Here is a 23,476-nt window from a genome sequence, read left to right as displayed (position 1 = left end):
GGGGTCGGACCGAGGGGTTGACGGCGCTGGGCGGCCGAGCGGACGTATGGGCGAGACCGACGAGCCGACCGACTCCGGCGGGGACGACGGCCTGTTCACGCGCGGCAACCTCCTGCTCGCGCTCGTGCTGTTCGTCGGCGTCGCCGGGACGGGTGTGGTCCGGCGGGAACTGGGCGTGCTCGGCTACAACGAACTCGGGCGGATCGTCTTCATCCTCGGATACGGCGGGACGGTGCTGGTCGTCTGGCTCGGCTGGATCCGCCCGCTCGACATCACGGGCCCGACCGGGAACGTGGGGAGCGACGAGGTGGACGGTCCGTACGGGGCGGCCGACGACGGCGGGGCGGCCGGGGAGTCGGAGTCGAACGCGGACGCGAATGCGGGTGCTGACGCGAATACGGGTACTGACGCGGACGCGGGGACGGACGGAGGGACGGCCGAGGGTGCGGGAACCGCGGGAGCGGAGCGCGACGCGACCGGGAGAACGGAACGTTAATGCGAATCCCGGAGCCACGTCGGTGTACGAATGCTCCCGCTCCAGGTCATCGACACGTTCCTGGTCAACTACAACGTCGGGCAGGCCGTCCTGCTGCTGTTCGCCCTGACGACGGTGGCGACGCTGATGATCTCGAAGAAGATCTTCGCGCTCAACACCGTCCTGTTCGGCGTCCTCTTCGTCCTGCTCCCGCAGACGCTCGTGCCGGTCCACTACCTCTTCCTCGGCGTCACCCTGCTCGTGGTCGGTCCCCTCGCGTTCACCGTCACCGACTGAGGCGGTGACCGACGCGATGGACGGCGGAGGCGGGCGGGGCAAGCGTCGGGACGAGCGCCACCCTTTTGCCGGCCGCAGTCGGAGGGGAGCCGCATGGTGACCGCCCGCGCGCCGGCGACGAGTGCGAACCTGGGGAGCGGGTTCGACACGTTCGGCGTCGCGCTCGACCGACCGGCCGACACGGTCACGGCCGAGCGGGCCGACGAGACCACCATCGAGGTGACCGGCGCGGGCGCGCAGTTCATCCCGGAGGAGCCGGAGAAGAACACCGTCGGCGCGGTGGTCGACGCGCTCGACGCCCCCGCGCACCTCCACATCGACAAGGGGATCCGTCCGTCGTCGGGGCTGGGGTCGTCGGCCGCCTCGGCCGCCGCCGCGGCGGTCGCGCTCAACGAACTGTACGACCGGGGGTACAGCCGCGAGGAACTCGTCCCGGTCGCCGCCGAGGGCGAGGCGGTCGTCTCGGGCGACGCCCACGCCGACAACGTCGCGCCGTCGCTACTCGGCGGGTTCACCGTCGTCCGCGACGAGGGCGTCACCCGGATCCGCGCGGACGTGCCGCTCGTGGTCTGTCTGCCGGAGATCGCCGTCTCGACCCGCGACGCCCGCGGGGCGGTGCCCGACTCGCTGTCGATGGACGACCACGTCGAGACGGTGGGCAACGCCGCGACGCTGACCGCGGGGATGTGCCGGTCGGACCCCGAACTCGTGGGCGCGGGGATGGACGACCCCGTGGTGACGCCCGCCCGCGCGGAACTCATCACGGGGTACGCGGCGGTCCACGACGCCGCGACCGATGCGGGCGCGACGGGCGTCACCGTCAGCGGCGCCGGTCCCGCGGTGCTTGCGACCTGTCCGCCCGACCGCCGGCGCGCGGTCGCCGGCGCGATGGTCGAGGCGTTCGAGACGAGCGGCGTCGGCGCGCGCGCCTACCAGGGCGGCGTCGGCGACGGCGCGACGCTGCTGTAGCGTCAGACCCCGTCGAGCGACCGCTCGGCGAACCGCTCGCGGAGCTCCGGCGGCGGGATCTGACACTCGTCGGACCGGCCGAACACGCGGTAGCGGTTGGCCGCGACGACGTCGTAGGCGGCGTCGCGGAGTCGGCGGGGCAGGAGCGTGAGGGGGTACGCCAGCGGCCACGGGCCGTCGAGTCGCCGGGCGACCCGGAGTACGGCGTCCGACTTCTCGTAGGCGACGCCGTCCTCGACCAACACCACCGAGTCGAGCGCGTCGCCCGACAGCGAGCGGCCGTACCGGTCGAGCAACGCTTGCCCCACGTCGGACTGCAGCGGCGCGAACCGGAACGTCCCGGCGTCGTCGAACCGGACGACGAACCGCACCGCGCCGTTACACAGGTTGCACACCCCGTCGAACAGGAGGACCGGGTGGTCGTCGAGGTCCACGCCCGCGAGCGGGTCCGCCGGGTCGTCGGCGCCGTCGGGGTCGCTCGCGCCGTCGGTGTGGTCGCTCACGCCCGACCGTACGTCCGCCGCGGCCATCAACCCACCGCGGTGCGGAGGCGCCGGACGCCGACGGGGCGGCGCGTCACGGGGAGTTACAGGCCGCCCGACGACGCCCGCTCGCGTTCGTACTCCTCGTACATCCCCCACGCGAGGAGGGCGAGGCCGACCGCCAACAGCAGCCAGAGCAGGAGCCGCGTGCCGAGGAAGATGCGCACCGTCTCGGGGTCGGCGTACCGACCCGGGTCGAAGCTCCCCGTCCACTCCAGCGCCTCGCCGCGCGCGACGTGGAACGCCGCGAAGAAGAAGTGGCGCGCCCACGCGTTCACGACGGCGGCGAGCAGACACAGCCCCGAGAGGACGCTCCCGGCGACGAGTTTCGCGTTCACGACGGCGGGAGGTCGTCGGCCCGGATACGGGTTACGCCCCGGAGGCTCGCGGTCGCGTCCGGCCGTGTGGACCTCAGACGCCGCGGCCCTGGAGCTTCTCCTCTTCGGGCATCGTCTCGTTCGCCTGGCCCTTCATCCCCTTGCCGATGTCCTTGGCTATCTCCTTGAGCGTCTCGGGGTCGTCGTAGTTGTTGACCGCGCTGACGATCGCCTCGCCCATCTCCTGTGGGTCCTCCGCGCCGAAGATGCCCGAGCCGACGAAGATGCCGTCACAGCCGTGCTGCATCATGAGCGCGGCGTCGGCGGGCGTGGCGATGCCGCCCGCGGCGAAGTTCACGACGGGGAGCCGCTCCATCTCAGCGGTCTCGTGGACCAACTCGCGCGGCGCCTCGTGTTCGCGCGCCCACTCGTCGCGCTCCTCGTAGTTCATCCCCGACAGCTTCCGGATGGAACGCTGGATCGCGCGCTGGTGGGTGACCGCCTGGTTCACGTCGCCCGTGCCCGCCTCGCCCTTGGTGCGGATCATCGCCGCGCCCTCGTCGATCCGGCGGAGCGCCTCGCCGAGGTTGCGCGCGCCGCAGACGAACGGCGCGGTGAACTCGCGTTTGTCGACGTGGTAGCGCTCGTCCGCCGTCGTGAGCACCTCCGACTCGTCGATCATGTCCGCGCCCGTCGCTTCGAGGATCTGGGCTTCGGCGGTGTGGCCGATCCGGCACTTGCCCATCACCGGGATCGACACCTCGTCGATGATCCCTTCGAGTAGCCCGGGGTCGGCCATGCGCGCGACGCCGCCGCGCTTGCGGATGTCGGCCGGAACCGCCTCCAGCGACATGACCGCGACCGCACCCGCGTCCTCTGCGACGCGGGCCTGTTCGCGGGTCACCACGTCCATGATGACGCCACCCTTCTGCATCCGGGCGAACCCCCGCTTCACCAGGTCGGTCCCCCGCTTGAGTCCCTCGAGGTCGGTCTCGCTCTCGCTGTCGCTCATATCCTCGCTTGCGCCCGTGTCCACTTAACGGGTATCCTTCCGGCGGTCGGGCCGTCGGACCCGCCGCGCTCCGACCGGGAGACCGGTCCCGCCCGACGGGTCCGAGCGGGCGTCGCGCGGCTACAGTTCGGTATCGATGGCCGCCTCGGCGCGCGTGCGTGCGGTCGACAGCCGCGCCGAGACGAGCGTCCGGAACGCCGCCCGGGGCTGGCTGCCGGCGGCCGCGAGCGCCTCGCGGGCCGACGCCACGTCCGCGAGCGCCCCCCGGAGCGCGTCGTTCGCGGCCGCCGCGTCGCCCGTCGCGGCCGCCTCGCGGGCGGTCCGCGCGGCCTCGACGGCGTCGGCGACGGGACCCAGCGTGCGGACGTAGACGCCCTCCTCCTTCAGCCGCGCCGGGAACCGGCCGGCGGCCGCCCCGTCGACCAGGTCGTCGACCGTGGTGCGCGCGCCGTCGACCGCCTGGTCGTCGCCGTCCGCCGTGTCGGTCCCGTCTACCTCCCCCTCGCCGTCGCGTTCCCGTCCGCTCTCGGCCGTGTCGTCCGGGAGCTGTAGGGCGTCGAGGTCGACCCCGAGCGCGAGCGCGAGCCCCTGCTCGAACGTCTCCGCCAGCAGCGTCGCGAGGAAGCGCGCGGCCGCCGCCTTCCCCGTCTCGACGTTCGCGACCGTCGCGGTGGTCTGGTCCGGGGCCGGGTTCACCCGGTAGGTGCCCGTCCGGCCTTCCCCGTCGGTCACCTCCGCGGTGTACGCGCCCGCCCGGTGGACGTAGACGCCGACCCGGTCGCCGTCCGCCGGCCGGCCGTCGTACACCGTGCCGCCGAAGTCGTCGGTCACGGCGAGGGAGGCGACCGACGGCGCCTCGGGGTCGCTCGCGTCGAACCGGAGCTTCACCGCGTCCTCGTTGGCGCTCACGACCACGTCGCCGTCCGCGCCCGCGGTGGTCGTCCCCGCGCCGTCGTGGTCGAGACGCTGGGCGTACGGCGCGACGCCGGCGGCGTTGACCGTGAGGCGGTGTTCGCCAGCGGCCACCCCCCGGAGCGCGACGACGCCGTTGAACGTCGGGACCGCCGTCGGCTCCGATTCGAGCAGCGCGACCCCCTCGGCTCTCGACTCGCGCGTCTCGATGCCGTTGCCCTCGGGGGCGTCGGCGGCCGGACGGGCCTCCCGGACCGCCGCGACCACGAGGTCGGTCGGCCCGTCGCCGGCGTCGAGTCCGAACCGGTCGACCATCGCCCGCCGGTGGTCGAGGTCGGTCACGTCCGCCAGCGGGTCCGAAAAGCGGGGCTGGTCGAACGGGAGCGACGACGCCGTGATGTGCGACGCGATGGCGTCCTCGGCGAACGAGGGGACGGAGAACTCGAAGCTGAGGCGTGGCCCGGTGGTGTCGTCGAGGTCGGCCGCCACGTCCGCCATCGGCGCGAGCGCGTACGTGTGGTCGGCGTCGCCCGCGCCGTCGCCCCCCTCGAACGCGAACTGGCGGCCGGGTTCACGCGCCGGCAGGTCGACCGGCGGCGAGGGGAGCCCCGCGAACGAGCGGACGGTGAGTTCGTCCGGCAGGAGGTCCTCCCGGTCGACGTTGGGCAGCCGCGGGTGGTCGTACATCGGCGCGCCGTCGAGTTCCGGCAGGGCGAACGGGAGCGCGAACCCCTCGTCGCGCGGCAGGCCGTACGCCGCCGGCAGGTCGACGAGGTCGAGCAGTCCGTTGTTCACGTCCGCGATGTCGGCCGCCCCGGGGAGCCGTTCGAACGCGTCGCGGGTCCGGTTGACCCCGAGCGCCGACGAGTGGCTCCCCACCTCGCTGATGACGCTCGCGCGGTCCGTCTCGGGGTTGATGAACTCGTTGTTCGGCACCGACCGCGAGTGCGCGCTCGCGACGAACAGCGCCGGCGCGCCCACCTCGCCGTCGGCCGAGAGGTCGACGAACACCTGCAGCAGTTCCCAGTCGTGCCAGTGGAAGTTGCTGGTGAACTGGTCGAACACCGAGTAGAACCAGAACTGCACCACCGCCAACTCCGTCCCCCGGTAGCGCCGGACGTTGTAGAAGACGGTCGGCGCCGGCGGCTCGCCGGTCGCCTCGAACTCGGCGGTGTAGCCGTCGAGCGCGTCGAACCCGTCGACGACCGTCTCCCCGCCGCGCTCGCTCGCGTACCGCCGGGGGTCGGTCGGGTACCACCGCTCGCCGACCCCGAAGTAGAGGTCGGGGGCGTACGCCTCCGCGAGCCGCCTCGCGTCCGCCGCGTCGGGCTGGCCGGTCGGCGGCCGCTCGTCGGCGCTCGTGACGAACGCTCCCGCTCCGAGCGCCGCGACGCTCGCGCCGACGCCGCCGAGCAGAGCCTGCCTCCGTGTCACTCCCATGCTGTGATCCCCGCGTTGGCGGAGAGTCCCCGCCGTCGCGCATATAGCTGCGGCCCCGATTATCACTCGATGTGACTGGAGGCGGGCCACGCGGCCGCCGGAACCGACGGAGTGATGCCGACGGCCCGGGTGGGTTCGCACATGCGAGCGGCACTCGTTATCCTCGACGGGTGGGGTCTCGGCGACCACGACCGGCGCGACGCGGTGAAGGCCGCCGACACGCCGACGTTCGACCGCCTCCGGGCGACCGGAGCGTTCGGGACGCTCACCGCCTACGGCCGAGATGTGGGGCTGCCGAACGACCAGATGGGCAACAGCGAGGTGGGCCACGTCAACATCGGCGCCGGCCGGACGGTGTACCAGGAGTACACCCGGATCAACGACGCCATCGAGTCGGGTGCGTTCGCGGCCAACGAGGCGATAGCGCGGGCGTTCGACCACGCCGAGGAGACGGGCGGGCGGGTCCACTTCCTCGGCCTGGTGAGCGACGGCGGCGTCCACTCCGACCAGCGGCACCTCCACGCGCTGATCGACGGTGCCGCCGAACGGGGACTCGATGCGGTCACCCACGCGTTCACCGACGGCCGCGACACCGCCCCGCGGTCGGGGGTCGACTTCCTCGGCGAGTTGGAGGCGCACGCCGCCGAGCGCGGGACGGGCGGCGTCGCGACCGTCTCGGGCCGCTACTACGCGATGGACAGGGACCAAAACTGGGAGCGGACGAGGCGGGCGTACGACGCCGTCGTGAACCGCGAGGCCGAGTACGAGGCCGGGTCGGCCGTGGCGGCGGTCGAAGCGAGCTACGAGCGCGGCGACACCGACGAGTTCGTCGAGCCCACGCTGGTCGCGGGCGGTCCCGCGCTCGAAGACGGCGACGCCGCGGTGTTCTTCAACTTCCGGTCGGACCGCGCGCGCCAGTTGACCCGGATGCTCGCGGACATCCGCTCGGACGGCTGGGAGCGCGAGGGCGTCGAGACCCACGCTCCGGAGGTCGAACTCGTGACGATGACCGAGTACGACGCGACGTTCAACCTGCCCGTCGCGTTCGAGCCTCACCAGCCCGAGGACACGCTGGGGGAGGTGCTGTCGGCGGCCGGGCTGACCCAACTCCGGGTCGCGGAGTCGGAGAAGTACGCCCACGTGACGTACTTCCTCAACGGCGGCCGCGAGGTCGAGTTCGACGGCGAGATGCGGCGCATCGTCGAGAGCCCCGACGTGCCGACGTACGACGAGACGCCCGAGATGAGCGCCGCCGAGGTGACCGACACCGCGGTCGACCTGATCGAGTCGGACGACCCCGACGTGCTCGTCCTCAACTACGCCAACCCCGACATGGTGGGCCACACCGGCGACTACGACGCCGCCGTCGCGGCCGTCGAGGCGGTCGACACGCAGTTGGCGCGGCTCGCGGAGGCGGTACAGGGGGCGGGCGGGCACCTGCTCGTGACCGCCGACCACGGCAACGCCGACGACATGGGGACGCCCGCGGAGCCGCACACGGCCCACACGTTCGCGCCCGTCCCGTTCGTCTACGTCGCCCCCGACGGCACCGACGGCGGCCGGCGGGTCCGCTCGGGCGGGTCGCTGGTCGACATCGCGCCAACCATCCTCGGACTGGTCGGGGTGGACCGACCGGAGGCGATGACCGGCGTCCCGCTCTTGGAGGCGGCCGACGACGCCGAGGAGTGAGGCGAGCGACCGGCTAGAACCCGTCGAACCGGTAGAATCCGGCCGCCCCCGTCGAACCGGTCGACCCCGTCGAACCTATCGGACCGAGCCGCCGGTCAGTTTCCCGAGGGCGCCGACCCCGACCCGCGCTCGTGAGCCCGTGTGGCGATCACGCCGACAGCATGCGGTCGGCCGTGAGCACGCGGACCGAGGTGGGGCGTTTGACGAACTCCCCCTCGCGGGCGGCGACGACCTGTTCGACGCCCCGCTGGGCCGCCACGTCGAGCAGTTTCTGGGAGAGTTCGCCGTCGACGACGAGCGCGACCGGCGAGCCGTCGTACTCCGCCGCCGAGAGCGCGTCGAACGCCCCGGCGGCGGGCACCTCCGCGAGCACGGCGTAGTCGGCGTCGAGCACCCGCGCGCGGTTCGTCGACGACTCGACGACCGCCCGGACGTGCCCGCGGAGCGTGGCGGGTTCGCCGTCCCCGTCGGTCCCCTCCGCCTCGGCGTCGACGGCTGCGTCGGGGGCCGCCTCGTCGTCGGCCGGGTCGGTCGACTCCGGGGGCGCGGACGGCTCCGCCGAGTCCGACCGGTCGGGCGACCCGACCGTCGGGGCGTCCGCGGAGCCCGAGGACCCCGAGGAGCCGGGGGAGTCGGGCGCCTCCGTCGACTCCGGTCCGTCGGTCCCGGCGGGGTCCGCCGCGTCGGGGGCGGGACGCGTGCTCCCGTCGGTGGCGGCGACCGGCCCGGACGACGCCTCGTCGGCCCCGGCGGCCGAGCCGTCGACGTCGACCGCCTCGAACGGCGCCTTCTCGCGGAGCGCCGCGAGCAGGCTGCTACGGGAGAGGTCCTCCACCGACTCCCCCTCGGGCGCGAACGCGACGTAGTCGACGTCGCCGACCTGCGCGAGTTCGCGCAGGATGAGCCGACCGCCCCGGTCGCCGTCGAGGAACGCGGTGACCGTCCGCTCGCTGGTGAGGTCCGCCACCGCGTCGGGGACGTTCGTCCCCTCGACCGCGACGCCGTTCTTGATGCCGTACCTGAGCAGCGTCAGCACGTCCGCACGCCCCTCGACGACGATGACGGCGTCGGAGTCGTGGACCCGCGGACCCGCGGGCAGCCCGTCGTACTCGTCGATGCGTTCGACCCGGTGGGCCTCGCGCACCTCCTCGAGGATCCCGGTCGACTCCATGACCGGCTCGTCGAACGACGTCGAGAGCAGTTCCTTCGCGCGCTCGACCACCTCGCGGCGCTGTGCGGCGCGCATGTCCTCGATGTCGGTCACCTCGACGCGGGCCTCACAGGGGCCGACGCGGGTGATCGCTTCGAGGCTGGCCGCGAGGATCGACGTCTCGACCTTGTCGAGGCTCGACGCGATCGTGATCCGGCCGAAGCTCTGGCCGTTCTCGGAGTCGACGCCCACGTCGATCCGTCCGATCTTCGAACTCTGCTGGAGGTCGCGGAGGTCGAGTTCGTCGCCGAGCAGTCCTTCCGTCTGTCCGAACACCGCGCCGACGACGTCGCTCCGTTCGACGACGCCGTCCGCGGTGAGCCGGGCGTGAATGAGATATTTCGCAGTGTCGTCCATTGAGATCCCCTCCTTGGGGTGTGATGGTGATGAGGTGAAGGTGGACCGTACCACCGTTCCATATATAAGTCCCTCAGCCCGGATATACCTATCGTACCGTCGGCGTCGCCGCGGATCACCGATCGCACGTCGACTCGACCGGGCGCGACGAAAGACACATCCTCGCTCGGTCCGACCCCCCGACCATGAACGAGTCGGGGACCGGATCGCTTCTCGACCACGGGACGATGGCCGCCCGCGTCGACGCCGGCGAGGCGCCCGGGTGGGCGGCGCGCCACTTCGAGACGTTCGTCGACGGCCTGACCGGCGAGCGGAACGGGACGCCGTTCCCCTGTCACTTCGGGACGTACGCCGTCGAGAACGGCCACCTGCTGTACACGTCGGTGCCGTCGTTGACCGACCCCGAGGCGCTGTTCGACCTGCGGGACGCGACGCTGGAGTACCTCGACGCGTACCGCGAACACGCCGACCGCGCGCCGTTCGTCGTCTTCTTCGCACCGCCCGACGACGAGTTCGCGGAGGCGGACTGGCACGAGGCGATGTGGCACGTCCTCCAGTTCCTCCACGTCAACGACCCCGAACCGTGGCCCGACGACATCCCCACGGACCCCGACGACCCGTACTTCGAGTTCTGCTTCGGCGGGACGCCGATGTTCCCGACGTGCCGCGCCCCCTTCTACGAGGACCGGGCGAGTCGCTACTCCCCGGTAGGGCTGGAGATCACGTTCCAGCCGCGCGACCTGTTCGACGGGCTGACCCACGACACGGACGCGGGGCGGGCCGCCCGCGAGACCATCCAGGGGCGGCTCGAACCGTACGACGGCGTCGCCCCCCACGACGACCTGGGCGACTGGGGCGTCGAGGGCGACCGGGAGTGGCGGCAGTACCTCTTCGCGCGCGACGAGTCGCAGTTCCCCGACGAGTGCCCGCTGTACGTCACGCCGGAGGTCACCGCGCCCGACGCCGAGGCGGCGCGACAGGCGGGGGCGGACTGATGGGCGGGGCGGACGACGGCGCGGCGGACCGCGCGACCGGCGCGGATGCGGGCGTCGGCGCGGGCGGCGACGCGGCACCCGACGCGAACGCCGAGAGCCGACTTCCGGCGCTCGTGCTCGTCGACTTCCAGGCGGGGTTCGACGACCCCTCGTGGGGCACCCGGAACAACCCGAACGCGGAGTCGAACGCCCGACGCCTGCTCGCGGCGTGGCGCGAGCGCGGCGGCGACGTGTTTCACGTCAGACACGACTCGACGGAGCCGGACTCGCCGCTCCGGGGCGACCGGCCGGGGTTCGCGTTCGCCGACGGTCTCGAACCCGCCGACGGCGAGGCCGAACTCGTCAAGTCGGTCAACTCGGGGTTCGTCGGAACCGACCTCGAAGCGCGGCTCCGCGAGGCGGGCCACGAACGGCTGGTGGTCGCGGGGCTGACCACTGACCACTGCGTCTCCACGACGGTCCGGATGGCGGAGAACCTCGGGTTCGCGCCGACCGTCGTCGCCGACGCGACGGCGACCCACGAGCGCGCGTACGGCGGCGAGACGTTCGACGCCGAGACGGTCCACCGGACCGCGCTCGCGGGGTTGGAAGGGGAGTTCGCGGCGGTGGCGACGACGACCGAACTCCTGTCGGGCCTCGGCGCGCCCGACCCGGCCCGCACCCGGACCGCGGACGCCGAGTGAGCCGAACGGGCCGAGCGAGTGAGCCGAACGGGCCGAGCGAGGGGGCCGGGCGGGTCGAGCGAGGTGCGCCCCCCGACGGCCCGCCGTCGAGACCGGACGTGACCCGGTGACAACGTACCACTACGGAGCGGGCGGGATTCACTCGTACCCGACTCCATCGTCGTACCTTTATCCCGGCCGAGCGAGAAGCACCGACAAGAATGCGACGCGCGAAGATCGTCTGTACGCTGGGGCCCGCCTCCGACGACCGGGGGACGATACGGGGGTTGTCGGACGCGGGGATGGCCGTGGCGCGACTCAACGCCAGCCACGGCGACACCGACCACCGGGGGAACGTCATCGACCGCATCCGCACCGTCGACGGCGCGACCGACCGACCGCTGGCGGCGATGCTCGACCTCCAGGGACCGGAGGTCAGGACCGCCGAGACCGACGAGTCGGTCCGACTCGAAACCGGGTCGGAGGTGCGGTTCGTCGAGGGCGACACCACCACCCCCGAGGAGGTGGGGGTGAGCTACCCGATCGCGGCCGCCGAGGCGGGCGACGTGGTGTTGCTCGACGACGGCCGGATCGAGGCGACCGTCGAGCGCGTGACCGACGACGGCGCGGTGGTCGCGCACGTCGTGTCGGGCGGCGAACTCGGCTCGCGGAAGGGGGTGAACGTCCCCGGGGTGGACCTGGGGCTGGACACGATCACCGAACGCGACGAGCGGGAACTCGACCTGGCGGCCGAGAAGGGGGTCGACTTCGTCGCGGCGTCGTTCATCCGCGACGCCGACGACGTGTACGCGGTGTCGGACGCGCTCGAAGAGCGCGGCGCCGGCGAGATCCCGATCGTCGCCAAGATCGAACGCGCGGGCGCCGTCGAGAACCTCGAAGGCATCGTCGAGGCGGCGTACGGCGTGATGGTCGCGCGCGGCGACCTCGGGGTGGAGTGCCCGCTGGAGGACGTCCCGATGATCCAAAAGCGGATCATCCGTCGGTGTGTCAACACCGGGACGCCCGTCATCACGGCGACCGAGATGCTCGACTCGATGGTCCACGCGCGCCGGCCGACCCGCGCGGAGGCGTCGGACGTGGCGAACGCGGTGCTCGACGGCACCGACGCGGTGATGCTGTCGGGCGAGACCGCGATCGGCGACCACCCCGTGCGGGTGGTCGAGACGATGGACCGGATCGTCCGGCAGGTCGAGACCAGCACCGAGTACGACGAGACCCGCGAGGAGCGCGTCCCCTTCGCCGACGGCGACTCGCGGACGGAGGCGCTCGCGCGGTCGGCGCGCTACCTCGCGCGCGACACCGACGCCGCGAGCGTCGTCGCCGCCACCGAGTCGGGGTACACCGCGCGGAAGGCGGCGAAGTTCCGCCCGGGCGTCCCCGTCATCGCGACGACGCCCGACAACCGTGTGCGCCGCCAACTCGTGCTCTCGTGGGGCGTGCGGCCGATGTACACCGACTACTCGCCGGGCATCGAGGGCGTGATGGACTCCGCCGTCTCCGCCGCCCTCGACGCGGGCGTCGCGTCGTCGGGCGACACGCTGGTCGTCCTCTCGGGGATGATGACCGAACTGGAGGGGACGAGCACGACCAACACGCTCAAACTCCACGTCGCCGCCGAGACGGTCGCCACCGGCCGGAGCGTGGTCGCCGGACGGGCCGCCGGCCCGGTCTACCGCGTGCGCGACGGCGACCTCACCGACCTGCCCGCGGGCAGCATCGTCTACCTGCCCGCCGACTTCGACGGCGAGTTCGACGGCGACACCGCGTCGATCGGCGGCATCGTCGACGCGCGCGCCGGGATGACCGGCTACCCCGCGCTGGTCGCCCGCGAGGTGGGCGTGCCGATGGTGTCGGGCGCGCCGCTCCCCGACGACCTCCGAGACGGGACGACGGTGACGCTCGACGGCGAACGCGGCGTCGTCTACGAGGGCGACGTGGTGTCGCCCGCCCGCGAACACTGAGGCGCCGGGGACGAGGACCCGATCCGTCGGATCACCCGCACCCGGGGCCCGGCAGCGTGACGCCCCGACGGCCACAGACGTCCCGGCGGCCGCGAGACGCTCCGCCCCGGCGGGGACGCGACGGTCCGGGACCACCGTCACCCGACACCCCTTTATCGCGGACGGGCGTACGCTACGGGTATGAGTGACCGGTCAGACGCCGACCGCGTGACGGCCGACGACGACGGCCGGGACGACGAGTGGCGGTTCGGTCTCGACGACGTCGACGAGAACGGCGTGGTCGGCCCGGAGCCGACGCCGATCGAACCCGAGTCGGTGTCGACCGAGAACGCGCTGTTCGTCGTGCTCGGAGCGCTCGGGACCCTCGCGGTGTTGCTCTCGGCTACGCTTTAGTAGCCGCCGACCGACCACCTCCCATGCTCCAGACCGACCTCCTCGGTCCCGACACCCTCCCGCTGCTGTTGATCGCGTCGGGGCTGGTCGTCTCGCTGCTCGAAGCGCTCGCGCCGGGTGCCCACCTGGTGGTCCTCGGGGTCGCGCTGCTCGCCGCGGGGCTGGTCGGACTCCTCGGCGGACCGCTCGCGACGCCGTTCGTGCTCGGATTCCTGGTGCTGTTGTTCGGCGCGCTCGCCTTCTACGGCTACCGGGAACTCGACATCTACGGCGGCAAGGGCCAGGCGCAGACCTCCGACTCGGGGTCGCTCCGCGGGGCGACCGGCCACGTCACCGAGACCGTGACGCCGCGGGGCGGCGAGATCAAACTCGACGAGGGTGGGTTCAGCCCCCACTACTCCGCGCGCTCGGTCGACGGCGAGATCGCCGTGGGGACGGACGTGATGGTGGTCGACCCCGGCGGCGGCAACGTGCTCACCGTCGAGTCGCTCTCCGGCGGCGTCGACGACATCGACCGCGAACTCGCCCGCGAACGCCAGCGGCGCGAGGCGACCGACCGGGGGGAGCGCGAGCGCGAGACCGACCCCGGGGAGGACGGACGGGAGCGCGAACTGGAGTGAGACCGCGGCGCCCCGACCACCCGGGGGACCCGCCCGGCGGGAACGCGAACCGGGCGGGGTGACGGCGCGAAAACCGGCCGCCCGCGGCGGTGCGAACCATTAAGACCGGAGGGAGCGAACTCGCTAGGGAATGGTCCTCATACTCCAGACAGCCGGCCTCGCCGCGGCCGTCGTGGGACTGCTGTTCCTGCTCGTGGTGGTGGTGGCGGTCTACCAGGCGATCGTCATCGTCGACGCCTACGAGAAGAAGGCGCTCACGGTGTTCGGCGAGTACCGCAAACTGCTCGAACCGGGTATCAATATCGTCCCGCCGTTCGTCTCGCGGACGTACACGTTCGACATGCGGACCCAGACGCTGGACGTGCCCAGACAGGAGGCGATCACCCGGGACAACTCCCCGGTGACCGCCGACGCCGTCGTCTACATCAAGGTGATGGACGCCAAGAAGGCGTTCCTCGAAGTCGAGGACTACAAGACCGCGGTCTCGAACCTCGCCCAGACCACGCTCCGCGCCGTGTTGGGCGACATGGAACTCGACGACACGCTCAACAAGCGCCAGGAGATCAACGCCCGGATCCGGAAGGAACTCGACGAGCCCACCGACGAGTGGGGGATCCGCGTCGAGTCGGTCGAGGTGCGCGAGGTCAACCCCTCCCAGGACGTCCAGCAGGCGATGGAGCAGCAGACGTCGGCTGAACGCCGCCGCCGCGCGATGATCCTCGAAGCGCAGGGTGAACGGCGCTCCGCCGTCGAGAGCGCGGAGGGTGAAAAGCAGTCGAACATCATCCGCGCACAGGGGGAGAAACAGAGCCAGATCCTCGAAGCGCAGGGTGACGCCGTCTCGACCGTCCTCCGCGCGAAGTCGGCGGAGTCGATGGGCGAACGGGCGATCATCGACAAGGGGATGGAGACGCTCGAGAGCATCGGGCAGGGCGAGTCGACGACGTTCGTCCTCCCGCAGGAGCTCACCAGCCTCGTCGGCCGGTACGGCAAGCAGTTGACCGACAGCGACGTACAGGAGTCCGCGGGGCTCGACTCGCTGGAGTTCGACGAGGAGACGCGCGAACTCATCGGTCTCGACGACATCGACGAGATCCTCGGTCAGATCGACGAGGCCGCCGAGATGGACACCGAGCAGCTCGAACAGGAGGCGGAGGCGGTGAAGTCGGGCGACATGCCCGACATCAAGTCGGCCGACGAGGTGATCGAGGAGGCCAACGAGGACGACGAGATCAGGCCGGCCGACGAGGTGGTCGACGAGGCCGACGTCGGCGACGGCGCGCCGGCGGACGACCGCGAACGGGAGCCGGAGCCGGAGAGCGAGTAACGACGGGCCCGGCCGGGGCGGCGCGTAGCCCTCCAGCGGTCCGACCGCCCCCCGGGGTATCGGTCCCGATACCGGCTGCGATACCCTTTTGCCCGCCGTCCGAGTACGGTGGTTCGTGACGCGCGAGGTCGACCCCGACAAGCGGGCGACGCTCCGGCGGTTCGCCGCGCTCGGGACCGCGACGCCGCTGGTGGCCAGCGGTCGCGCCGCGGCGGACGACGGCGACGAGGACAGCTCCGACGTCCGCGACGCCATCCGCGGCTACCTGGCGACGACGCCGGGCGCACACTTCTCGAAGCTCCGGGACGACCTCAAACTCGGCACCGGCGAGACCCAACACCACCTCCGGCGGCTGGAGCGTGACGGCGCGGTCGTCTCGGTGAAGGACGGCGACTACCGGCGCTTCTACCCCGCCGGGCGGTTCTCGCCGTTCGAGCGGCGCGCGCTCGGCTACCTCCGCCGGTCGACGCCGCGCGGGATGTTGCTCGCGCTGTTGCGCGACCCCGAGGCGACCGGTGCGGACGTGGCGCGCGCGCTCGACGTCTCGCGAGCGACCGTGAGCAACTACGCGGGCGAACTCGACGACGCGGGCCTGCTCGACCGCTCGGACGGCTACCGGGTGGCGCGCCCGGAGGCGGTCATCACGCTCGTCGTCCGGTACGCCGACTCGTTCGGTCCCGACGCCGTCGCGTTCGCCGACGAGGCGGCGTCGTACATCAGCTACGACGGCTGACCGCCCGACCCGCTCGGGTCAGGCCGTGACCATCCACGTCGTGCCCGAACTGTACCCCCACTTCTCGACCGTGAGGTCGAACTCCCCATCGCAGATGGGTCCCATGTTCGCGCCCACCTCCTTCGCGCTCATGTCGAGGTCCTCCGCGATCAGCCGCGACTTGAAGTAGGTCTGGGTCGCAGAGCGGTCGCGGAGGTACGCGAGGATCCGCGCCTGCTTGTCGGTCAGGTCGACGGCCGCCGGGGCGTCGGCCGACTCCGCCCGTTCGGTCGTCCCGGTCGCCTCCGTCGCCTCGGTCGTGTCCGCCGCGGCCGCCTCCGCCGTCGTGGTCTCGGTCGCGCTCATACCCGGACGGATGGGTCGCCGTCCCATAGGGGGTTTGGTACACGGGGTTAACGCGCCGCAGTCCGGCGATTACGCCGCTCGAACCCCGTGTCGACCACCCCCCGCACCCCCGCGGGCGGTACGGTCGTCAAACACCGCGTCGCCGGTCCACGAAGACAGAAGCTACTTACCCGTCGACGGCCCACGTGCGGCGTAATGAGTGGCGTCGGCGACGGGGGAGCGGGCCCCGGGGCGGCCGTCGACCGGACCCGCGACCGCGAGGCGTCGGTCGAGGTGAGCGTCGTCCTCCCCGCGTACAACGAGGAGGAGAGCCTCGAGTCGACGGTTCGGACGACCATCGAGGCGCTCGAACGGTTCCTCCCGGCCGACGCCTTCGAGGTGGTCGTCGCCGAGGACGGCTGCGACGACCGCACCCCGGAGATCGCGGACCGACTCGCCGCCGCCGACGCCCGGGTGCGTCACCTCCACAGCGACAGCCGCCTCGGGCGCGGCGGCGCGCTCTCGTTCGCGTTCGAGCGGGCGGCGGGCGACACCCTCGTCTACTTCGACACCGACATGGCGACCGACGTCCGCCACCTGGAGTCGCTCGTCGAGCGGGTCCGTTCGGGCGGGTACGACGTCGCGACCGGGTCGCGGTGGATGCCCGGCGCGCGCGTCGACCGGCCGACAAAGCGGAGCGTGCCGAGCCGGGGGTTCAACGCCATCGTGCGGACGCTCCTCCGGTCGGACGTCCGCGACCACCAGTGCGGGTTCAAGGCCGTCTCCCGGGAGGCGTTCGAGGCGCTCGCGGACGACATCGAGGACGACCACTGGTTTTGGGACACGGAACTGCTGGTGCGCGCCCAGCGGGCGGGGCTCCGGGTCGACGAGTTCGCGGTCGACTGGGAGCCGAAGGACGACTCGAAGGTCGACCTGGTGCGGGACGTGTTCGGCATGGGGAGCCAGGTGGTGCGGCTGTTCTGGCAGCTGTCGGTGTCGCCGCACATCACCCGCGGGCGCACCGTCGGCGCCGGGGTGGTCCTCACGCTGGCCGCGCTCGCGCTGATGACGGTGTATCTCGACCCGAGCGCGGTCGTCGAGGCGTTCACCGAGGCCGACCCCCGGCCGGTCGCGCTCGCGGCGGTGGTGTACGCGCTGTCGTGGCCGCTCCGCGGGATGCGCTACCGGGACATCCTCTCGGAGTTGGGGTACGACGAGTCGGTCGGCTTCCTGACCGGCGCGGTGTTCATCAGCCAGACGGGGAACCTGGTGTTCCCCGCGCGCGCGGGCGACGCCGTCCGGGCGTACGTCGTGAAGGCGCGGCGGGCCATCCCGTACCCCACGGGCGTCGCCTCGCTGGCCGCCGAGCGGGTGTTCGACCTGCTCACCATCACCGCGATGGCCGGGACGGTGCTGTTGGGCCTGTTGGTCACCGGGAACACGGCCGACATCGCGGCCGCCGTCTCGGGCAACGTCGGCGGCGAGTTCGTCACGCCCGGCGCGGTCCGCACCGCGGTTCGGGTGGCCGCGGTCGTGGGTGTGGTCGCGGCCGCGGGCCTGCTGGCCATCGTCGCCTCCGCGCGGACCGACCGGAACTACATCCGCGCGGTGGTCTCGCGGTTCTCGTCGGACTCGTACGTCGACTACGTCGTCGGCGTCGTCGAGGAGTTCGTCGCGGGCGTCCAGACGGTCGCGGGGCGGCGGTCGTCGTTCCTCCGGGTGGGCGCCGCCTCGGTCGCGGTGTGGACGCTCGACGTGGTGACCGCGCTGCTCGTACTCGGGGCGTTCCCCGACGCGCTGGCGTCGATGGCGCCCGTCCAGTTCCTCGCGGTCGGCTTCTTCGCCGTCTCCGTCGGCAACCTCGCGAAGGTGCTCCCGCTGTCGCCCGGCGGCATCGGACTGTACGAGGCGGCGTTCACCGCGTTCGTCGTCGGTCTCGGCGGCGCGCCCCCCGCCGTCGCGTTCGCCGCGGCGGTGCTCGACCACGCGGTCAAGAACGTCGTCACGGTGGTCGGCGGCGTCGGCTCGATGCTCGGGCTGAACGTCTCGCTGACGGCGGCCGTCGACGGCAGCGAGGAACTCGACGCCGACGCGGACGTGACGCCCGTCGACGACTAGTCGTACAGGTCGGTCACGAACGGCCCGAGCGCACCCGCCACCGCCGTCGCGAGCGCGTCGGCCCGGTCGACGCGCCCGCCGGTGAGCGCGCCCGCCGCACCCTGCCGGCGGGCCACGTCCTCTTCGCCCAGCAGGTCGTCCATCACCGGGCCGAGTTCCGCGCCGTCGCGGACGCGCCGGGTCACGGCTCCCGGGAGCGGGAGGCTCGGTCCCGCGGCCGCGCCCCACCGCTCGCCGTCGGTGACCGCCGCCCACATCACGAGCAGGAGCGAGCCGTCGCCCCCGGCCGGCGCGCGCGTTCGCTCGCTCGCGTCGCCGTCCGCGCCGGCGTCCGCACCCGCGCCGGCGCCGGCGGCGGGGTCCGTCGGCTCGGCCACGCCGCCCTCGATACCCACCCCGAGGTCGTACCCCTCGTCGAACGCCCGCGCCGCGCGGTTCTCGGCGCCGCGGCGCGTCTCGGCGCGCCCCCGCGGCTGTTCGGGGACGCCCGAGGGGACGGGACACGCCTCGACGGTCGCGCCGCGGAACCGCTCGGCGCCGGCGACGCCGACGGCCTCCGCGTCGGCCGCGTCGCCCGCGTCGTCGGTCCCGACCGCGAGCGCACGTTCGGTCGCGTCGACCTTCACCGGGTTGCCGGATCCGACGCCTACGCGCATCTGTGGGCGGTCGGGCGGCCCGAGCGGCCGAGAAGCTGTCGGTCCGCGGTCGACGCGGCGCGTGGGTCGCCGCCGGCGCTCAGTCGGACTCGACGCGCGCCGCCCCGCCCGCGTCGACGCCGTGAAACAGGGACGCGAGCGTCTCGATACCCTCCACCAGCGGCGGGCCGGGCCGGTTGAGCAGGTCGTCGTCGACGGTGTGGACCGCGGCGTCTAGGTCCCACCCGCGGCCGTCGAGCGCCGCGGGGTCCGAGCGCTCGCCGCGCCCGCAGACGTGGAGGACGACGTGGTCGGGGTCGGCGGCGGGCACCTCCCCGTCCTCGACCGGGCGGGAGCGCTCGCCGCTCCCGACGAACGGGTAGCGGCCGCCCGCCGCCCGGACCGCGTCGGGCACCCAGTTGCCCGCGGCCATCGGCGGGTCGGACCACTCCTCGCAGTAGACGACCGGCCGCTCGGCGGGGTCGTCGGGGACGGCCGCGCGGACCCGGTCGACGCGGCGGCGGCAGTCGGCCGCGAGCCGTTCGCCCGCGGCCGGACGGCCGACGGCGTCCGCGAGCGTCCGGAGGGAGTCGAACGCGCCGTCGAGCGTCGCGGGTTCGACGTGGGTCACCGGGAGTCCCCGCTCGCGGAGCGCCTCGGCGGTCTCCCGCTGGAGCGGGTCGCAGGTCAACACCGCGTCGGGGTCGAGTTCGACCACCCGGTCGCGGTCGGGGTCGGGCCACCCGCCGACGACGGCGGGACCGGCGCCCGCGTCGGCCGCGCCGCCGGGGTCGCAGTGGTGGGTGACGCCGACGAGCGCGTCGGCCGCGTCCACCGCGCGGACCGCCCCGGTGGCGCTCGGTGCGAGCGAGACGACGCGGCGGGGTTCGACCGTCACACGCACCCGTGGGTCGCGGGCGCACAAATAGCTCCCGTCCGGGCGTTCGCCCCGCCGACCGGAGGTGAGACCCGGTCGCACTACACCGCCGGATTTAAACGTTACGCCCCCATCTACTGTTCTCACGGAAACACCGCCCAGGCGTTTTTAACCGAAGCCACCTGGGAGCACCCGCCCTCACGATTCACGAATGAGCGAGAAAACCCACACCAGAGACCGAATTGGAACCAGCGAGACGGAGACGGAGACACAGACGGAGACGACGGCCGACGAGGGGCTGTCGTGCCCCGAGTGCGGCGGCCACGTCGTCACGGACGAGGAACACGGCGAGACGGTCTGTGCGGACTGCGGGCTGGTCGTCGAGGAGGACTCGGTCGACCGCGGGCCGGAGTGGCGCGCGTTCGACGCCGCCGAGAAGGACGAGAAGAGCCGGGTCGGCGCCCCGACGACGAACACGATGCACGACAAGGGGCTGTCGACCAACATCGACTGGCGCGACCAGGACGCGTACGGCCGGTCGCTGTCGAGCAACCAGCGCCAGAAGATGCGCCGGCTGCGCAAGTGGAACGAGCGGTTCCGCACCCGCGACTCGAAGGAGCGCAACCTCAAGCAGGCGCTCGGCGAGATCGACCGCATGGCCTCCGCGCTCGGCCTGCCGGACAACGTCCGCGAGACCGCGAGCGTCATCTACCGGCGAGCGCTCGACGAGGACCTCCTGCCCGGCCGCTCCATCGAGGGCGTCTCGACGGCGTGTACGTACGCCGCCGCCCGGATGGCGGGCGTCCCCCGGTCGCTCGACGAGATCGCCGACGTCTCCCGCGTCAGCAAAGACGAGGTGGCGCGGACGTACCGCTACGTCGTGCGCGAACTGAAACTGGAGGTGAAACCCGCCGACCCCGAGCAGTACGTCCCGCGGTTCGCCTCCTCGCTCGGCCTGTCGGACGAGGCGGAACTCCGCGCGAAACAACTGCTGCGGAACGCCAAAGAGCAGGGCGTCCACTCGGGTAAGTCGCCGGTCGGGCTGGCCGCGGCCGCGGTGTACGCCGCCGCGCTGCTCACCAACGAGAAGACCACGCAGGCGGCCGTCTCGGAGGTGGCCGACATCTCCGAGGTCACGATCCGCAACCGGTATCACGAACTGCTCGAAGCCGAGGAAGGCCTCGCGGCCTGAGCCGGAGCGGAGTACGGCCGGAGTCGGAGACGACCGCCGCGACTCGGCGCGGGTCGACGCCGGCCGACCACACCCGTATCGCGTCGCCTCCCCAACCGGCGAGCGATGGGTCCCCGCTACGACCTCGCACACGGCGTCCCGATGGTCGCCCTCGCGGCGCCGCTCTCGGGGCCGTCGGCGTCCAGTCCGACCCGCTGTCGGCCGCGAGTTGGACGCTGTTCGGCGTCGACATCCCGCTCCGCCGGCCGACGTTCGTCCCCGAGATGCGGGGCGCGTGAGCGGGCGAGTTTTCACCCCCGGGGGCGCAACCCCGGTCGTGAACCTGGAGTTCGACGAGTTCCGGCTGGCGGCGTCGACCGCCGACCTCTCGGAGGAGCCGGCCGCCCGCGAGCACGCTGACTGCGTGGAGTTCCGGATGGACCTCGCGGACGCGCCGCTGGACGCGCTCGCGGCGTACGACGGCAGCCTCCCGCTGCTCGTCACGAACCGACCGCGGTGGGAGGGCGGCGAGACCCGGCCGGACGGCCGGCTGGACGCGCTCGCGGCCGCCGTCGACCACAAGGCGGTCGCGGCCGTCGACGTGGAACTCGCGACGCTGCGCGGCCGGCCGACCGGCGAGAACGACGCCTCGGTCGCGGACCTCGTCGGGCGGGCGCGCGAGGCCGGCGTGACCGTCGTCGCGTCGGTCCACGACTTCGCGGCGACGCCCGACCCGCGGACGCTCGACGCGCTGTCGGCGGCGGCCGCCCGCGCGGGCGACGTGGGCAAACTCGCCGTGACCGCCTCCGACCGCGACGACGCGCTGGCGCTGCTGTCTGCGACCCACCGCGCGACCCGCCGGGGCGAGCGGGTGGCGACGATGGCGATGGGCGAGGCCGGGCGACACACCCGCGCGGTCGCACCCGTCTACGGCTCGCGCATCGGCTACGCGCCCGTCCGGCCGGAGGCGGCGACCGCGCCCGGCCAGTACGACCTGGCGACGCTGCGGGAGTTGGTCGAGTCGCTGGCGTAGCGGCGGTCGCCGCCGACCGCGAGCGGTGAGCGGAGCGGGAAGACGGACACCCCGACCGCGGCCGGGTGCGCCCGTTACTGTTCGATGATGCTCTCCTCGACCGCCTCGCCGAAGTGGCGCGCGACGTCCTCGTAGTAGACGACCGTCTCGTCGCCCGCCTCCAGGTCCGTGACGGCCTTGCGTCCCTCGCTCGTCGCCACCTTCACGGTCTCGGCGTTCTGGACCAGCGTGGCGATGCGGTCGACGCCGTCGTCGGTGTCAACCTCCGCGGTCACCCGGAACATGGGGCGCTTCTCTATCTTGACGCGGCCGACGATGGCCTCGCGGGTCTTCCCGTTGGTGTCGACGACCTGGACCGTATCCCCCGAGCGGAGTTCGCTGAGGTACTTGGTGCCGCCGTCGGGCGTGCGGACGTACGCGTGGACCGCGCCCGCGTTCACCCGGAACGGCCGGGAGGCGACGTACGGCGACTCCGCGGTCTCCGCGTGGACGAAGAACAGCCCCCGCGACATCGACCCCACGAGCATCCCCTCGTCGTGGTCCATGATGCTCCCGGTGTCGACGCAGACCCGGTCGGCCGACCCCGCGCGCTCTATCTCCGTTATCGTCGCGGTCGTGAGGTCGAGCGACTCGCGGGCCGCCTCGTCGCGCACCTCCACCGTCCGTCTGATCTCGTCGGGGTCGTCGGCGTCGAGGAGCACCGCGTCCGCGCCGAGTTCGAGCGTCTCGAAGGCGGTCCGCGCCTCGTCGGCGGCCGTGACGCCCGCGACCAGCGTGGTCTCGTCGCCGATGCGCGCGATCAGGTTCTCCAGCGGGATGATCTTCCAGTTCTCGCCCACCGTGATGAGGTACTCCGCGTCGCGGGCGGCCGCCTCCGCGAACGCCTCGTACTCCTCGTCGAAGATCCGGACGTACGCCCCCTGCGCGCGGTCGTCCGACCGGCGGAGCGTCGTGAGGTCCGCCGACCCCGACAGGTCCGCGGGCAGGTCGACGGTGCCGTCGCCCTCGCCGTCCTTGCCGACGACGTACGCGTCCGCGACCGCCCCATCCCCGCCGTCCGTCTCGCCGAGGACGTCCACGTCCGCGTCCGAGCGGAACGCCGCCACGTTCACGTCGCCGAGTTCGCGCACCCGCTCGACGTCGCGTTCGTCGACGAGCACCCAGTCGACGCCCGCCTCCAGTCCGGCCGTGATCCGTCGCTTCCGCCGGTCCCAGTCGCCGACGCCGTCGTCGGCGCGAAGCCAGACGCTCCGCTTTCGTTCCATTGTAGCGTCCTCTCAGTGGCGGCCCGCTTGAACCTGGCGGATGGACGACCGGGAGAGGGGACCGGATCGGCGATACTGTCAGCGCGGAGAAAGTATATCACGGCGGCCGTTCCCGGAGGTG

General features: G+C 72.8%; 23 protein-coding genes. 14 read left to right on the top strand and 9 right to left on the bottom strand.

Going from position 1 to position 23,476, the window contains the following annotated elements; translation table 11 throughout:
- Window positions 1-46: 46 nt before the first annotated feature.
- The 3 genes from K933_RS19475 to K933_RS09290 all read left to right on the top strand — a co-directional run bounded on the left by K933_RS19475 (window position 47) and on the right by K933_RS09290 (window position 1,741).
- On the top strand, window positions 47-496 hold the full coding sequence (locus K933_RS19475) for a hypothetical protein (protein WP_023394470.1): 450 nt from the start codon (window positions 47-49) through the stop codon (window positions 494-496).
- A gap of 30 nt (window positions 497-526) precedes the next feature.
- Window positions 527-772, top strand: coding sequence for a hypothetical protein (locus K933_RS09295; RefSeq protein ID WP_023394469.1), 246 nt, complete (start codon window positions 527-529; stop codon window positions 770-772).
- 93 nt (window positions 773-865) lie between these two features.
- Window positions 866-1,741 (top strand): homoserine kinase, encoded by an 876-nt coding sequence (locus tag K933_RS09290; protein ID WP_023394468.1) that lies wholly within the window; start codon window positions 866-868, stop codon window positions 1,739-1,741.
- Window positions 1,742-1,743: 2 nt separating this feature from the next.
- Here K933_RS09290 and K933_RS09285 read toward each other — a convergent pair whose 3' ends face one another.
- The 4 genes from K933_RS09285 to K933_RS09270 form a co-directional block, all read right to left on the bottom strand.
- On the bottom strand, window positions 1,744-2,244 hold the full coding sequence (locus tag K933_RS09285; RefSeq protein ID WP_235063438.1) for a thiol-disulfide oxidoreductase DCC family protein: 501 nt from the start codon (window positions 2,242-2,244) through the stop codon (window positions 1,744-1,746).
- Between the two features lie 83 nt (window positions 2,245-2,327).
- A complete protein-coding gene (locus tag K933_RS09280; protein WP_023394466.1) occupies window positions 2,328-2,621 on the bottom strand; it encodes a hypothetical protein in 294 nt (97 codons plus the stop codon).
- A gap of 73 nt (window positions 2,622-2,694) precedes the next feature.
- Entirely contained in the window at window positions 2,695-3,612 is a 918-nt protein-coding gene (gene pdxS / locus K933_RS09275) for a pyridoxal 5'-phosphate synthase lyase subunit PdxS (protein WP_049947738.1), read from the bottom strand.
- A gap of 120 nt (window positions 3,613-3,732) precedes the next feature.
- Entirely contained in the window at window positions 3,733-5,964 is a 2,232-nt protein-coding gene (locus K933_RS09270; RefSeq protein ID WP_152529791.1) for a hypothetical protein, read from the bottom strand.
- A 141-nt stretch (window positions 5,965-6,105) separates the two neighbouring features.
- Between K933_RS09270 and gpmI the strand changes: the two genes are divergently transcribed.
- Window positions 6,106-7,653, top strand: coding sequence for a 2,3-bisphosphoglycerate-independent phosphoglycerate mutase (gene gpmI / locus K933_RS09265; protein WP_023394463.1), 1,548 nt, complete (start codon window positions 6,106-6,108; stop codon window positions 7,651-7,653).
- Between the two features lie 148 nt (window positions 7,654-7,801).
- Here gpmI and dnaG read toward each other — a convergent pair whose 3' ends face one another.
- On the bottom strand, window positions 7,802-9,220 hold the full coding sequence (gene dnaG, locus K933_RS09260) for a DNA primase DnaG (protein WP_023394462.1): 1,419 nt from the start codon (window positions 9,218-9,220) through the stop codon (window positions 7,802-7,804).
- Window positions 9,221-9,405: 185 nt separating this feature from the next.
- Between dnaG and K933_RS09255 the strand changes: the two genes are divergently transcribed.
- The 7 genes from K933_RS09255 to K933_RS09225 all read left to right on the top strand — a co-directional run bounded on the left by K933_RS09255 (window position 9,406) and on the right by K933_RS09225 (window position 15,932).
- A complete protein-coding gene (locus tag K933_RS09255) occupies window positions 9,406-10,215 on the top strand; it encodes a YqcI/YcgG family protein (RefSeq protein ID WP_023394461.1) in 810 nt (269 codons plus the stop codon).
- Window positions 10,215-10,898 (top strand): cysteine hydrolase family protein, encoded by a 684-nt coding sequence (locus K933_RS09250; protein ID WP_023394460.1) that lies wholly within the window; start codon window positions 10,215-10,217, stop codon window positions 10,896-10,898. The genes K933_RS09255 and K933_RS09250 overlap by 1 nt, the downstream gene beginning before the upstream one ends.
- A 200-nt stretch (window positions 10,899-11,098) precedes the next feature.
- Window positions 11,099-12,859 (top strand): pyruvate kinase, encoded by a 1,761-nt coding sequence (gene pyk, locus K933_RS09245; RefSeq protein ID WP_023394459.1) that lies wholly within the window; start codon window positions 11,099-11,101, stop codon window positions 12,857-12,859.
- A gap of 180 nt (window positions 12,860-13,039) precedes the next feature.
- Window positions 13,040-13,252 (top strand): DUF7312 domain-containing protein, encoded by a 213-nt coding sequence (locus tag K933_RS09240; RefSeq protein ID WP_023394458.1) that lies wholly within the window; start codon window positions 13,040-13,042, stop codon window positions 13,250-13,252.
- A gap of 23 nt (window positions 13,253-13,275) precedes the next feature.
- On the top strand, window positions 13,276-13,872 hold the full coding sequence (locus K933_RS09235) for an NfeD family protein (protein ID WP_023394457.1): 597 nt from the start codon (window positions 13,276-13,278) through the stop codon (window positions 13,870-13,872).
- A gap of 130 nt (window positions 13,873-14,002) precedes the next feature.
- Window positions 14,003-15,199, top strand: a complete 1,197-nt coding sequence (locus tag K933_RS09230) for an SPFH domain-containing protein (RefSeq protein WP_023394456.1) — start codon at window positions 14,003-14,005, stop codon at window positions 15,197-15,199.
- Between the two features lie 115 nt (window positions 15,200-15,314).
- Entirely contained in the window at window positions 15,315-15,932 is a 618-nt protein-coding gene (locus K933_RS09225) for a winged helix-turn-helix transcriptional regulator (RefSeq protein WP_023394455.1), read from the top strand.
- Between the two features lie 18 nt (window positions 15,933-15,950).
- Here the strand turns inward: K933_RS09225 and K933_RS19010 are convergent, their stop codons facing one another.
- Window positions 15,951-16,277: a DUF7123 family protein gene (locus K933_RS19010; protein ID WP_023394454.1), complete on the bottom strand. Its 327-nt coding sequence runs from the start codon at window positions 16,275-16,277 to the stop codon at window positions 15,951-15,953.
- 195 nt (window positions 16,278-16,472) lie between these two features.
- Here K933_RS19010 and K933_RS09215 point away from each other — a divergent pair, with 195 nt between their 5' ends.
- Window positions 16,473-18,374, top strand: a complete 1,902-nt coding sequence (locus K933_RS09215; RefSeq protein ID WP_023394453.1) for a flippase-like domain-containing protein — start codon at window positions 16,473-16,475, stop codon at window positions 18,372-18,374.
- Here K933_RS09215 and K933_RS09210 read toward each other — a convergent pair.
- Window positions 18,371-19,030 (bottom strand): DUF84 family protein, encoded by a 660-nt coding sequence (locus K933_RS09210; protein ID WP_023394452.1) that lies wholly within the window; start codon window positions 19,028-19,030, stop codon window positions 18,371-18,373. The two genes, K933_RS09215 and K933_RS09210, sit on opposite strands and share 4 nt — an antisense overlap.
- A gap of 79 nt (window positions 19,031-19,109) precedes the next feature.
- Window positions 19,110-19,907 (bottom strand): helical backbone metal receptor, encoded by a 798-nt coding sequence (locus K933_RS09205; protein WP_023394451.1) that lies wholly within the window; start codon window positions 19,905-19,907, stop codon window positions 19,110-19,112.
- Between the two features lie 190 nt (window positions 19,908-20,097).
- Between K933_RS09205 and K933_RS09200 the strand changes: the two genes are divergently transcribed.
- Together K933_RS09200 and K933_RS09195 are read left to right on the top strand one after the other, a co-directional pair.
- Complete coding sequence (locus tag K933_RS09200; RefSeq protein ID WP_023394450.1) at window positions 20,098-21,078, top strand: transcription initiation factor IIB; 981 nt, start codon at window positions 20,098-20,100, stop codon at window positions 21,076-21,078.
- Between the two features lie 322 nt (window positions 21,079-21,400).
- Complete coding sequence (locus K933_RS09195; protein ID WP_049947750.1) at window positions 21,401-22,090, top strand: type I 3-dehydroquinate dehydratase; 690 nt, start codon at window positions 21,401-21,403, stop codon at window positions 22,088-22,090.
- A gap of 74 nt (window positions 22,091-22,164) precedes the next feature.
- On the opposite strand, the gene K933_RS09190 is transcribed toward K933_RS09195, so the two are convergent.
- Complete coding sequence (locus tag K933_RS09190; protein ID WP_023394448.1) at window positions 22,165-23,355, bottom strand: 3-dehydroquinate synthase II; 1,191 nt, start codon at window positions 23,353-23,355, stop codon at window positions 22,165-22,167.
- Window positions 23,356-23,476 lie beyond the last annotated feature (121 nt).

The sequence above is a fragment of the Candidatus Halobonum tyrrellensis G22 genome (genome assembly GCF_000495475.1).
Classification (GTDB): domain Archaea; phylum Halobacteriota; class Halobacteria; order Halobacteriales; family Haloferacaceae; genus Halobonum; species Halobonum tyrrellense.
The sequence above is the reverse complement of the archived record's forward strand: the minus strand, read 5'-3'. Positions and strand labels throughout refer to the sequence as shown.